This is a genomic window from Synechococcus sp. CBW1006, assembly GCF_015840525.1.
Lineage (GTDB): Bacteria > Cyanobacteriota > Cyanobacteriia > PCC-6307 > Cyanobiaceae > CBW1002.
On sequence record NZ_CP060396.1, the window covers coordinates 3,627,167 to 3,640,023 of the forward strand.

The 12,857-nt window shown below is 60.1% G+C and carries 13 protein-coding genes; 2 read left to right on the forward strand and 11 right to left on the reverse strand.

Translation table 11 applies throughout. The features are described 5' to 3' along the window. Window positions 1-305: 305 nt before the first annotated feature. From H8F26_RS17895 to H8F26_RS17920, 6 genes are all read right to left on the reverse strand, one after another. Window positions 306-671, reverse strand: a complete 366-nt coding sequence (locus H8F26_RS17895; RefSeq protein ID WP_197156237.1) for a hypothetical protein — start codon at window positions 669-671, stop codon at window positions 306-308. A gap of 165 nt (window positions 672-836) precedes the next feature. Further along, the gene (locus H8F26_RS17900) at window positions 837-2,096 is read right to left on the reverse strand and encodes a VWA-like domain-containing protein (protein WP_197156239.1); all 1,260 of its coding nucleotides are present in this window, start codon (window positions 2,094-2,096) and stop codon (window positions 837-839) included. A gap of 11 nt (window positions 2,097-2,107) precedes the next feature. Beyond that, window positions 2,108-3,265 carry an ATP-binding protein gene (locus H8F26_RS17905; protein WP_197156241.1) on the reverse strand — a complete coding sequence of 386 codons (1,158 nt, stop codon included), beginning with the start codon at window positions 3,263-3,265 and terminating at the stop codon, window positions 2,108-2,110. Between the two features lie 7 nt (window positions 3,266-3,272). Further along, window positions 3,273-4,859, reverse strand: coding sequence for a hypothetical protein (locus tag H8F26_RS17910; protein ID WP_197156243.1), 1,587 nt, complete (start codon window positions 4,857-4,859; stop codon window positions 3,273-3,275). After that, complete coding sequence (locus tag H8F26_RS17915; RefSeq protein ID WP_197156245.1) at window positions 4,846-5,556, reverse strand: hypothetical protein; 711 nt, start codon at window positions 5,554-5,556, stop codon at window positions 4,846-4,848. Before H8F26_RS17915 ends, H8F26_RS17910 begins: the two co-directional genes overlap by 14 nt. Continuing rightward, on the reverse strand, window positions 5,513-5,998 hold the full coding sequence (locus H8F26_RS17920; protein WP_197156247.1) for a hypothetical protein: 486 nt from the start codon (window positions 5,996-5,998) through the stop codon (window positions 5,513-5,515). Before H8F26_RS17920 ends, H8F26_RS17915 begins: the two co-directional genes overlap by 44 nt. Before the next feature lie 140 nt (window positions 5,999-6,138). On the opposite strand from H8F26_RS17920, the gene H8F26_RS17925 reads away from it, so the two are divergent. Next, window positions 6,139-6,372, forward strand: a complete 234-nt coding sequence (locus tag H8F26_RS17925) for a transposase (protein WP_197156249.1) — start codon at window positions 6,139-6,141, stop codon at window positions 6,370-6,372. Between the two features lie 222 nt (window positions 6,373-6,594). On the opposite strand, the gene H8F26_RS17930 is transcribed toward H8F26_RS17925, so the two are convergent. The 4 genes from H8F26_RS17930 to H8F26_RS17945 all read right to left on the reverse strand — a co-directional run bounded on the left by H8F26_RS17930 (window position 6,595) and on the right by H8F26_RS17945 (window position 10,461). Then, a complete protein-coding gene (locus H8F26_RS17930) occupies window positions 6,595-7,149 on the reverse strand; it encodes a hypothetical protein (RefSeq protein WP_197156251.1) in 555 nt (184 codons plus the stop codon). Window positions 7,150-7,933: 784 nt separating this feature from the next. Further along, a complete protein-coding gene (locus tag H8F26_RS17935) occupies window positions 7,934-8,185 on the reverse strand; it encodes a hypothetical protein (RefSeq protein ID WP_197156252.1) in 252 nt (83 codons plus the stop codon). A gap of 22 nt (window positions 8,186-8,207) precedes the next feature. After that, window positions 8,208-8,312 carry a type IV toxin-antitoxin system AbiEi family antitoxin domain-containing protein gene (locus H8F26_RS20320; RefSeq protein WP_197156253.1) on the reverse strand — a complete coding sequence of 35 codons (105 nt, stop codon included), beginning with the start codon at window positions 8,310-8,312 and terminating at the stop codon, window positions 8,208-8,210. 415 nt (window positions 8,313-8,727) lie between these two features. Then, window positions 8,728-10,461 carry a DUF3987 domain-containing protein gene (locus H8F26_RS17945; protein WP_197156254.1) on the reverse strand — a complete coding sequence of 578 codons (1,734 nt, stop codon included), beginning with the start codon at window positions 10,459-10,461 and terminating at the stop codon, window positions 8,728-8,730. Between the two features lie 116 nt (window positions 10,462-10,577). Between H8F26_RS17945 and H8F26_RS17950 the strand changes: the two genes are divergently transcribed. Then, window positions 10,578-11,651, forward strand: a complete 1,074-nt coding sequence (locus H8F26_RS17950; protein WP_370594615.1) for an IS630 family transposase — start codon at window positions 10,578-10,580, stop codon at window positions 11,649-11,651. Here H8F26_RS17950 and H8F26_RS17955 read toward each other — a convergent pair. Continuing rightward, window positions 11,625-12,773: a hypothetical protein gene (locus tag H8F26_RS17955; RefSeq protein ID WP_197156255.1), complete on the reverse strand. Its 1,149-nt coding sequence runs from the start codon at window positions 12,771-12,773 to the stop codon at window positions 11,625-11,627. The genes H8F26_RS17950 and H8F26_RS17955 overlap by 27 nt on opposite strands. Window positions 12,774-12,857 lie beyond the last annotated feature (84 nt).

A 12,857-nucleotide genomic window follows, 5' to 3' on the forward strand; every position in this document is an offset into this window, starting at 1 on the left:
GCACCGGATCACGCCATGGTCCTGCCCTTCCCTCTACCGTCACCATCGAGGGATACAGCGGAGGCCTCTCAGAAAACAGCCAGGGATCAGGTTGGATTGACGCTCCTGATGACGTGGTCACCAATCACCACGTGATCAATGGTCTGGTGGCTCCGATCACCGTGTGCGACCTGTGGAGCGCGCTGCATTGAAAGGATCTGTCATTGGCGGTGATCCGTGCCTCTTGTCGTCAAGAGAGACGGGACGGCAAGGACTGCCATCTGGAGGTCACCCCTTCTGCCCGGTGAGATGGGCAGGCGAGACACTCACCAACTTGCAGCACTGAGCTCATTAAAAAGCTCCCAGGTGCCTTCATTATCGAGTCCAGCAACACCCAGCAATGAGATGCCGGCCTTCTGAATGCACTGAATCTCAACCGTGATCGCATCATCATCCTTGAAGGCGAAGACCACGGCAGATTTGCTCTCTTCGTATTCTTTCTTTTCCAGCTCACGGCTGATGCCGCTGCTGCGCAGGAGCTTCTCCGCATTAGCCACACACTGCTTGTAGGGCCCGCTGTAGTCAAAGCTGGCCATATAGAGAAATGGGCGAGCAATGGCACTGGCTTCCATGGCAACCGATGCCAGCGTCGCAGCACTGGCAAAAAGAATAGCTTTGACAAACTTGCTCATGTCGTTCTGCTCAGCAGCTAAGAGGACTTTGGGCACAATCAGGACGTTGCGCGGGAACAATGGTATGGGGAAAGCAGGCGGCGCACAGCGTTTCTCCTGCGAAGCACGGTGAGGGAGCAAGCCGATTCGCTCAACCGTTCCGCCTCATTGGTTCTGAGCTTAGCGTCAGATTCCCTCCATCTGGATCTGTTTCCCCCAGCGCAGGTGTTCGCCGCCCCTCCCATCAGGCGAGATCACCCAGAGCAGACGGCAGGGAGGACGCACGGTGGGTGCATCGGCATAGCCATCCGTGAGGTAAATACAGCCGTCATACCGCTTACGCGACTCCTCGCGCAGCCAGCGAAAAGCCGGGTTGAAGGCGGTGCCACCACCACCATGCACTTGGCTGGGGGGCACTCCCCGATAGGTGTAGGTGGAACCCACCGCTGCATCGCACTCGATCACCAGAATGTCGGCGCCGGTGTGGCTGATCCGATCGATTTCGGCAAAAAACAGTGCCAGCGTCTGTGGTCCGATAGAACCAGAGGTGTCCACCACCACCGCCAGGCTGCGCTCTCTGCTGATGCGCACCCCGGGATACGTGCCGAAACGCTTGGAACGTCGACGGGTGGTGGCCACCACCCGGGTGCGGTAACCCGCTGAAGCAAACAGCCGTAGTGCACGCTTCCAATCCACCGTCGCAGTGGCCTGCTTGGCAGCTGATTCCACTAGCGAACGAATGGAGCCGGGCAGATCACCCCACTGCCGATCGGACAACCGAGCCCGGGCGCGCTGTACCTGGCGGTTGAAGGCCTCCTCGAAAATACGAGTGAGTTGTTCGCTGAGCTCTGGTGCCAATGGTTTGCCGGCATCCATGACTTCGCTAGAGCCGGGATTGGAAAATCCTTCTCCGCCGGCAGCAGCCCAGTGACCATGGTCGCTCGGGCTGCCGTCACAGAGCCGGCGCAACGTGCTCTCAAAACCGGAAGCCTGACGGCATTGTTGCTCCAGACGCCTGTAGTAGTGTTCTACGCTTTTTCCAGGACGCAGCTGCAGCTGAGGGAACGAGGCCAGCGTGATTGCCGACGCGGGCAGGGGCCAGGGATGCACCAGTTGGTTCACCACCAGATCGGCCGCCACGTTGAGCTGCATGCGATCGGTGCCTGGATCCTCGAAGCGAAATAGATGACGCAGCACCAGGTGCAGGATCTCATGTTTGATCACCCCGCAGCGTTCTTCAGGACTGAGCCGCTCAAGGAAGAACTCAGGGTTCACCACCAGGCTCACTCCCACGGGTGAGAGTGTCACCGCAGCGGTAGCGATGCGCGCATCGATTCTCCGCACCACCGAGCCAAGCAGGTGGCCATAGAACGGCTCCTTGCGTAGCACCATCACGATGGCCTGATCGAGCTCCGATTCAGCCCGTTGCAGCAGGGAGTTCTCCACGGCGGTGGTGCTCAGAGAACGGCTGTGATCGCCTTAGCCACATCCTCTCGCCGCATGGCGATTGCCACCCGTCCACCGATCTGCACCAGATCCCGATGCAGGGAAAAACGCAGATCCCCGGGGAGAGAGGGATGCACCACGAAGCTGCACAGACAATCGGCAGCGCGATCGTCGAGTTGCTGGCCGTTCCTGCGTAAATGCAGGGCCAGGCGGGTGCAGATCGTCGACAGCCGATCCACCCGCTTGGCTTGTTCACTGCCCTGGGCCAATTCACGCAAGCGCCGTTCGGCGTCCGGCCATCGTGCTGGATCCAGGATGTCCTCGGGATTCACCAGCTGGGAAAGCTCGTCATTGACGAAGGCCACAAAGGCGGTGGCGGTGGTTACATCCAGCGCGCTGTGGGCCAGGGCACTCACCAGCTCCAGCTCCTTGCGCAGATCCGGGATTCCGCTGATCTGGGAGAAGAACTGCTCCAGGGAACGGGGTGTGGTGCGTTGACCTGAAACCGTTTCCGGGTAGGTCATCAGAAAGGCAATACCGCGCTGATCCACACCATGGGTATTGGCCCAAGCCAGCCATGCCTTCAGGTCGTAGACCATGGTGAAGTGGAGCATGCGGGTCAGCATGGCGTCATCCATGCTGGTGACCGAATAGTCACCGGAGTCGGGGTTGCCGGTGCAGACGATCTGCCATTTCGGAGGGAGTGTCCAGGAGAACATCTCGAACTCCTGCAGCAGCTGCATCAGCCCGCGCAGGATGCGATCATCCGCACGGTTGATATCATCGAGCAGGAGGATGCCCGGCCCGGCATCCTCTTGCTTGGGCACCCAATCAGGTGGGAGGTAGATCGTCGTCTCGTCACCATGCACCTGCGGATCGGGATCGTGAGTGACGGGTAGGCCATGCAGATCTCCCATCTCCTCAAACTGAGCCGGGGCGCAGTAGCGGAATTTCCAGCCATTCCGATTGGCGAACTCCTTGATCAGCGAGGTTTTGCCGATGCCGTGGCTACCCCAGATGCAGATGGGAGTGGGCCGCTTCAGGGGTGCGTCGGGTCCGCTGCCGGAGGCCTTCTCCTCATTGGCCAGATTGGTGCGGAAGATGTGGCTGAGAATCCGCTCCAGGCTGAGGGCATCAAGTTTGGCTCCATAGGCATCACTGGCTGGCATTGCTGGCTCAACGCTGGGGGATGGTGGGCAGGTATTCGGCCAGAACGGCGGACAGTTCCATGCAGGCCTCGGCTGTCAGGCCACCGGCACGACGGGATCGATCCATCCACTGGCCCACAGGATGCGACTGACTGAACCCCTCACCGCCGCCTGCCGCAACAGGCCAGTAACATCGGCTCCTGAGCTGATCACCGTAACAAAGGCTCAGCAGGTCCAACCGCTGGCGCAACTGCTCGACACTGATCTGGGTTGACACGCATTCGAGCAGGTTGAGGCCAAGCAGAAAAACACCGATGTCGTCGGATCCCGCGAATGTTCTACATACCTTGCGGGAGCTGACGTTCACAGCCTTCCAGGTAGTCATCAGCGTTTCGAACTCAGAGATGCCCAGCCGGCAACGGGACGAGTCTCCACAGACATGATCAGGCACCAATCCAAGCTTGACCTCGGTGAGCTTCGGGCAGCCAACCAGTGCCCCGAAACCTGTACCCTCGCTGCAGTCAATGTCGACTGAATGGAGAGTTGGGAGCTGCCCCAGGGGTGTGACATCGACAGCTTCAGAAGCCTCCAAAACAAATGACTCAAGCTGTCTCAGTTCAGTGACAGCTTCAATGGCATCCACGGACAGGCTGCGCAAACTCAGCTTCTGGATGTTGGAGAGAGCCTCAAGACCATCGAGATCACTAAGGGAATTGAAGTCAGATAGGGAGAGAGAACGAAGCCCCTTAAGATCTTCAATACCTTTCAGCCCTTCCAGCTCACCACCTCGTAGTTCCAGGTGCTCCAAGGCTTTGCATTGCTCCAGTGCGCTCAGGTCCTCCCAAGGCCAATTGGAGACTGCCAGAAACTGCAGCTGCCTGAGGCTATCAAAGCACCCTGCATCCTCATCACTATCCCAATCGACACTATCAGAGATCAACACCAACTTCTTCAGGCATTGCAGGCCCGAAAGGAAGCTAAGCGAAGACAGTTCTGGCCCGTTGACGAACAACTGTTCCAGTACTTCAGCTTCCGCCAACAGTGAGAGATCCAGGTGAAGCTCCGATTCAGCAAAGGTACTCCGTTGAATCGTGATGCTCCTAATGCCAGAAAGAGCACCACTGATGCCAGCAAGCTTGGCAACAGCATTGAGAGTATGAAGCTCGCTGATGCCAAGCACGGAGGCCCATCGATCGCGATCACGAATCTGAAGTCCGGCCGGATCGATCAGCGCGGCAAAAATTGCGAGCTGTTCGGCTCCATGGATAGAGGCCAGCAACTCCAGACCCTGATTCACCTCCTCCCAGTCAGCGGAGGCAAGCAGATCACGGATTTCAGCGGATACAACAGGAAAGCCTTCAGGCATTGAAATGTGGGTGGCTGTGGTGCTAGATGCTTTCGAGGCTGGCGCTGAGGCGGCTATCTCTTCACTCAGAAGAGCTGCACTGGATGGCATCGCCTGAAAAGAACTGGCGGGCTGAACAGGAATCGCGCTTGGAACAGACCTACTGACCGGAGCCTCCTCAGTCTTTTCGCCCAGCAGTATCTTCCGGAGGAAGCCGAGCAGTAACTGACGTTTTCCCATGGAAACACCTCTAGATTCAATCGTCAGCAAGGCTGGTGGTTTCAGAAGCCTCAAAGCGCTCCACAGGAACAAGAGCCTTGATCGAGAAGATCACCTTGCCCCCCACCAACTGACTCGCTTTTGGACGATAAAAGTAATCGCTAATGAATATGGATGATTCCGCCTGAATCTCCTCCTCGTGTTCTTTGTCTTCAATCTCAATGCCTTCCGAGTCGATAAGCACGGCTCGAAAAATGACACTCTTCAAGTGCTGAGTGCCGACATTGCCGATCAGGCATTTGTACTCAAGGTTGAAATCGCCGTCGGAATCAGTCTCAGTCCGAGAGAAAAATACCGTCAAAGACTTATTGCACCAATCAAAGTTTGGCTGCTGGTGCAGGCGCATTGATTCACCAGGCTCGGGAATCGGCAGCTCACCTAGCAAGGCGTAATCACGCCGACAAAGCTGGCCTGTCGCTTTAATGGAAATGCTGGATTCCTGAACCTCGCGCTGATTGACGCTGCTACCGAGACTAATTGTGCTTGATTCAGCTGGTGCCAGAAAAGCGTCTTCGTAGCTATCGACACCTTCAAAGCAGGCGTCCTGATCGCCAAGAAGCAAGCTTCTGAAATAAATCCGATGGATTGGTCCGGGCGTGCCGTTGGTGATCGTCAGCTCAACTTCAGTGATGATGTCACCGTCATCATCTGGCTCGGATGCGGTGAAGGTGCTGAAGAATGCTGCCATCGGCTAAGAAGACGCTGTTCTGAATATAAGGGTCTGTCGCCCATAGAACCACTCGCGACACTCCACAGACGCCCTGAATCTGCCCAGATCCCAGTGACTGCAATGGATCTGGGCGAGAGAATGGGGCATGCAGAACCGCAAGACCTTTCGCCCCTGGCAGCCGGATCAGACCACCTTGCTGCATCCCTCGCCGTGTGAGTAGCTGGCCGAGGACCGTCAGGTGTCTGTCCTGCTGGATCTCAAGCACAAAGCCATGAGCCACGAGCGCATGCTCAGGGCCGAGAAGGAGCTCGAGAAGGAGTTCAACGCCTTGATGTGCAAGGCCGAAATCCTCGATGCCCAGGAAGATCGTCGTTCCGGCAAGGGCAATCGCGGCAGTGAGCTGCCCGATGAGCTGCGTCACAAGCAGATGGAAGCCGAGACCACCGCTGCGGCTGCACATCAACGGCAGGAGGAGGCCGATCAGGCCAGAGCCCAGGCTGACGCCGCCAAGGAAGCAGAAGCATCGGCCGCCTGCCGCATGGCAAGCCACCACCGCCGAAACGCGGACCGCTGCCCAAAGATGCCGATGAGAAAACCCGGATGGCCCGCAAGCTCAGAAGCAAGAAGGGGTCAAAGATCTACGCCCAGCGCAAAGCGATCGTGGAACCGGTGAACGGTCAGATCAAGGAAGCCAGAGGCCTGAGGCGCTTCCTGCTGCGAGGCCTGCAGAAGGTCGACGGCGAATGGCACCTGATCGCTGCGACACACAACCTGCTCAAGCTGTTCCGCTACAGACGATCACAGCAGCCGGGGCTGGTGGCAGCGACAGGCTGAGGGGGAATGCCCCTGTCTGGCCAAGTCGGTCAGAGACGAATCAGCGCCATGGCGATGGTCAACAGGACGAGAAGCCTGCGGCGCCGGACAGATCCAGTCTGCGGACGCAGTGTTCGCTGCGCTCGCCTGGCCTGCCTTCATGAGCCTCGCGGCCAGGCAGGCAGCGGAGTTGCCACCCTTGGTCGCGTTAGCCCGGCCTTTGCCCACGTGCCCATGGGCTGGCTATTCCGGGACTTGAATATCCTTCATGCTGCGGGATAGGCCTTCTAGGGCAGATCTGATCTCACCTTCCAGCACTTCATTCAGCTCGGATTGTTGAACCGGCTCGATGATTCCCAGGATCCCAGAGATTCGCCCCAGGATTCTTGCCGGAATTGATTCCATCGCGTCACGAATCTGCCGGGCTGCTACAAACCATAGCTCTTCTACTTCATCAATAGACACCAAACTGCCGCGCCTTTCTTGTAGCTCAAGTTCCACCATTTCTGCTAGCGCTGCCTCCTTTCGTGCTTGCGACACCGCCCTAGGGGCCCAGTCGCCATCCGCCGCCACCGGGTCGCCGCTGATATTCACCTGTCGCCCCTGATGGCTGAGCACTGATTCGGCCCATTCACGGTCGGCAATCTCCGGGTCGATTAGCACTCGCTGCCCATGTCTCTTTACACCCTGGCGGATTTTGCCTTGTGAAAGAGCTTGCTTGACCGTCGTATAGGCGCAAGCAAGGCCACGTTCGCGGCGATAGGCGCAATAGCCAGTGATCGAGAGAGTGTGTGCCATGCCAGCACTCTACCGGCGCCGTTTTCAGTCGGGCAGTGCCTGACCGGCGGGGTGCTGCTGATGCAAATGCGGCTAAAGTTTCCGGGGTGATTCGGCCAAAAGTACTGGTATCACTGGCTTCTGGGGCAGAACGTAGACATAGTGCAATGGGGCTATGTGCGGGGTCTAGCTATGCTTGAAACTCTATCAGTGGCTTTTTCCTGCGGCCTCGCGGCGTCGCACTAAGGGGGTATGGCATATAGGACCCGCACGATGTTAACAGCCTTGACATAGCGACCGAGGCTAGCATCTGCTATATGTTCAGCGATTGCCATTCCGCTGTGTCCTATAACCGGTGACCATGCCATCGACACGGGTCCCGCAAGCTAGCCGCCAATCTCCTCCGCAATGGGCGCCGATCTTTGGCGGTTAATGGTTGCAACACCCATTTTGACCAACAGCAATGTTTGACCAGGGCTTCGCACGTGTTAGCAGTCAATATATTTTGGTGGCGACTAATGCGGGGCCATCTTGCATCCCGTGTGGCACTGGACTCATGATGCTCATTGTCTCACTGCGGGTGTTCATCGGTGGCATTGCAATATACGTTCAAGGTGATCTAGGGTATCGCGACATGCCTCAACGGCTGGCCTTTCCCCAATGGGGGGTTAGGCAACAATCCGGCGATCGTTACTGCCAGCATCGCGCCGCAGGCTGGGCATGGTGCTGGCCATGCCTGCGGTGCTGGACACTGCTCAGTCTGGGCCCGGGCCTGCTGCCAGAGCTCATCCACATTCAGCTGTTGCTAGTTGATTGCATCCTTGAGGGCTTCCAGTACCGGCTCCATGCCGAGCCAGCGGCGGTGGCGGAAGCAATCGACCAGGGTTTTCTCCACCCCGTAGATCTTCAGGCGGATCGGACCGGAGCGCTGCATCTCTATCTGCAGGCGATGCAGCGCCGGCTGCGCCTGGATCACCTCAAGCAAGGGGAACTGCAGGGCGGGCCTGTAGACACCCCGAGGCAGGCTGATCCAGACGCAGCAGCCCAGTCTGGGCACTCACCTGGCCACGATCAGCAGATCAACGTGTTTGCGAACGGCCGCTCTCGCACAGACGCGCCAGGGTCGAGTGATCGACGCCAACAGCCACGGCCTCCCCGGTGCGGAACAGGTCCTTGCGGCGCACAAGCGTCAGGGCCGTCTATTTCCTGTCGAGCACTGCGGTCATGGCCACACATCATGCGCCAAAGCTGCACATCTGTACCCAGCTGTGCAGTATTCGTCGCATCTCCACCCCTTGCCAGGGCTTGGCCGCCCCTTGGCCACCCCTCGGTCCACCCCTAAAGGAGGAGGGAAAATCTCTCTCTTCTCTTGTCTGAACTGGGATCTGAGCACCTATCACCCCCAATGGGTGGACTCTGGGAGTGCTTCAGGAACTATCGACGCGCCTTGAGCCATGGCCACATTCACGGGTCAGCAACCAACCCTCCACCCCTATGGGCTGAACGTCAGACCTGACAAGCATTCTGGCCGTTTGGAGCGGTGGATCAAGCGGTGGCTGTGCAGGGGTGGATCACCCCCAAGCGGTGGAGCACACCGCCTCAGCTGGAAGCCAGCAACGGCTTGGTGGCCGTGTATCTCCAGCCAGGCTGCCCCTTGTATTCCATCTGCTCCAGCTCGCCATAGCACCGCTCCTGCAGCACCTGCAGGGCGTGTAGCACTTCGTTGGACTCAGGCCGCTGCTTGCCGCTCAGGGCACGGCGCAGCGTGCTCAGAGACAGCGGTATCTTCTTCTCCCAGGCAACCCGCTGCAGCCGCAGCATCAGAGCTCCCAGCTCGCTGTTGCCGGCTGACGTGAGTCGCACACCGACCGTCTGATCGAGCAGAAACCTGTTGAAGCGGATCGCCCGCTGCATCGCCTCCACACCGACCAGGCCATTCCCCAGGGAGATGGGCCCCTCGGGCCGTTCAGCCAGGCACCAAAGCAGATGGAACAGAGCGGCCAGCCGGCCGATCCGCCCGGCGGCCTTGTTCGCCAGGGAGCGCTCGGCAGCGGAGACACTGGCGCGCTTGCGCTGATACATCGCTGCACGCTCGGCCTGGAACAGCTCAAATGCCTCCGGAGTCAGCCGCAGCTGGAGCTGCTCCTGCCTCGCCAGAGCCCCGTAACAGCGAATCAGCAGCTGCTTGAGAGCCTCAGCCTGGCGGATGTCCTCATCGGAGCAGCTGGTGGGGAAGTGCTGCTGGACGCTCAACTGCTCGATCACGATGAAGCGAGCTGACAGACCTGACTGGTCGGCATCACCAGTGATCTCCCGGTACACCTCCGGCTGACAGCCCGCCACCATCGCCAGGCGACAGCTCCTGTACTGCCTCTCCCGGCTCTGATCGACCTTGGCGCCACGGGCACCGGTGCCGTCGTAACGGGAGAGGAGCCAGCCTCCGAGCGTTGCGTCCTTACCGGCACGCCCTGGATCCGCCATCTGCCGCAGGGTGGCCGCGGCCTCATCCAGCCAGATGCAGACCGAGCGATTGGCCCACTTGTCGTGGATCTCCAGGTGAACCTCCACGCCGGGCACGGTGAGGTCTTCCGTGATCAGGGTCTGGGGCATCCGGGGAGGGGGGCCCGCTGGCGGGCTGGCCCCGTTGTCGGCGTCCAGCTTTCTGAGCTCCCACTCCTGCATCTGCCGCCTATGGGCCTGCTCCACGACCCCATCGACTGACTGCTGCCAGGGCTGGACCAGGAGCCGCGAAAGCAGGGGGGTCTTGAGCTCACCGCTGGGCATCAGCAACAGCACCCAGAGGGTCAGCGGCTGACTGAAGTCTTCTGACGGATCCAGCTCGATCGAGCTGCGCAGCGGCAGGGCGGCTGAAAACCCAGCCAGCAGGACAGCCAGCAATGTGCTGTGCTGAAACTCCGCTGTGCGCCGGATCGCCTCCAGCGCCTCCAACAACACCGGCGGGATCAGGCTGCTGACGTCCAGGTCGACCGTGCCACCGAGCTGCTCCAGCTGATCGAGGGAGTCGTCGGCATCGAGGGACGCTTCCTGCTCCTGGATCAGCTCCCGGTACAGACCCTGCACGTCCCGCAGGCCGCGGTCGTGGTCGCCGGCGATGCGCTCCAGGCGAAAGGACAGCTCTGAGCCACTGAGGCCTGCTGCCGCCAGCTCCTCCAGAGCCTGCTGCAACGTGGGCTTTCCCTGCCCTGCCGCCGCTGGAGGCGCACCTGTGGAGCCAGGGGACCCAGAGGATCCTGGGGTGCCGACTGAGCCGCTGCTCAGGCGCTGGTAACGGCGCAGGGCGGCATCACTGTCCCGATGCCGGCAGTGATCCAAGTCGATCGTGGCCAGGACACGATCCGCCTTGTCCTCGATGGCTAGTGTCCCGTCCTGGAAATAACAGCTAAAATCAGGGGTGTCACCCGAGGTGCCCTGTGGCGCTTGGTCGTCCGATGCCTCCGCTGGTCCTCAGCGAGGACGAAGCTCAGCAGTTGCGGGCCCTTGCGAATTCCCGGTCGCTGCCGCATTCGATCGTGCAGCGAGCCCAGATCGTCCTGGCCTGCGGAGCAGGCGAAACCAATACGGCGATCGCCAAACGAATGGGACTGACGGGGATGACCGTTGGCAAATGGCGCAAGCGGTACCGGGACCTTGGACTGGAAGGGCTCCATGACGAGCTGCGGCCCGGCCGGCCCCGCACCTATGAAGACGACAAGGTGGCTGAGGTGATCAACCGGGCCCTGCAGACCAAACCCACCGACGGCAGTACCCAGTGGTCCGCGCGCTCACTCGCGGCTGCCACAGGTATCTCCAAAACAACCGTTCACCGCTGGCTGCAGACCTTCTCCGTCCAGCCGCACCGCCAGAAGACGTTCAAGTTGTCGACGGATCCTTTCTTTGTCGAGAAGGTCAGAGACATCGTCGGCCTCTATCTGAATCCACCTGACAAGGCGATGGTGCTCTGCGTCGACGAGAAGACACAGATCCAGGCTCTGGACAGGACGCAGCCGCTGCTGCCCATGGGCCTCGGTTACGTCGAGGGCGTCACCCATGACTACATCCGCCACGGCACCACCACCCTGTTCGCTGCTCTGGATGTGGCAACAGGCGAGGTGATCAGCCAATGCAAGCCACGCCATAGGCATCAGGAGTTCCTGGGGTTCCTGCGCCAGATCGAGAGGTCCGTCCCCGAGGAGCTTGATGTCCACTTGATCGTCGACAACTACTGCACGCATAAGCACGCCAAGGTGAGGGCCTGGCTGGCGCAGCGGCCTCGCTTCCACGTGCACTACACACCCACCTACGCCTCCTGGCTGAACCAGGTGGAGCGTTGGTTTGGGATCATCACCCAGCGGGCGATCCGGCGCGGCAGCTTCTCCAGCGTCAAGGAGTTGATCGCCAAGATCGAGCAGTTCGTGGCGGCCTACAACAAGACCAAGGCGCCGTTCAACTGGACCGCGACGGCGGACTCAATACTTGAAAAGCTCCAGCGACTTTGCTCACAAATCTCCGGGACGGCACACTAGGACCGCGACAGCCTGCTGGATCAGATCGTCCGGACTGCCGCTGAAGCGCAGACCGTGGGCATCGAGCAGGTTGACCCAGCTGTAGAGCTCCTTCACGAACCCTGTGAGCTGAGCGCTGCGATCCACCGCCGCTCCCTCACTTCCGCGATAGGGGCAGCCACCTGCCAGGACATCCCTGGCCTTGCTGCCGATCAACTCCGCCAGTGCCGGCGCTGCCGAGGCAGAGCCCTGCGGTGGCGTGCTCGTGGTTCGGCTTTGCCTCTGGGGCGGCTTCGTGGTCGAACCGGTCGCCGTTGCCCTGGGGTAGATGCCTATGGCCCCGAGGGCCCTGACCTCGACCAGGCTGTAGGCGTGATCGGGATTGACCAGCTCATAGGCACCGGCTCCGTTGCGGGTTGGCGCACAGACGCACACCCGGGTGCCGGCCAGCACCTCCCCGCGATGCTCACCGCCAGGAACGGTCGTGAAATGGCAGTGCCGTTTCCCTGCCGCATTCCGCCAGCTGGCCATCCCGTCAGCCGGTCGCACGTAAATGTGGACCCCGCCGCCGGGCGTGCGCTCAATGCGGGTCTGCGTCAGCTCTGGATAAAGATCCAGCAATCCCAGCCATTCACGGTCGCAAGCTTCCTGTGATGGATAATTCTTGCGATCGAAGTCGATCACCACCACATCCGTGGATGGGATGACAGCCAGACCGATCGGCTTTCCAAGGCGTTCCGCAATATCAATTCTTGCCAGCAGCTCTGCCTCATCCACCGCTTTTCGGTGACTCGTCTGAGTCGGCGTTCCATCCGCCTTCCAGAAACTCGGATTCTTGCCCGCATAGGCAGGCAGAGGCTTGCCATTCTTGTCGCGCTGAATTTCCCGCTGACCGGTTGAGCTGTTCTTTCTGGTCGCGGGATAGGACTCGGCGGGAAGCGCCACCGGAATCACCGTCTGCAGGCTGAGCCCCAGCCGGGACAGATGGCCGGTCGCTTCCCTCAGAGCGCTGTATTCACAGGGGTTCATGGGCGATCCCCCTGGTCGTAGGGAGCCCAGAATGCATCTTTCTGTTGTGGAACAGTGCAGCAGAAAGCAGCCGCAGCAATCGCCGGAGATGCCATAATCGATCGACCGAAACAACAGGGCCGCGGCGAACTTCGCTGCGGCCTTTTTATTTGACCTCCTGCACGGCCTGCATGGATGCCCCTGAACCGTGCAAACCGT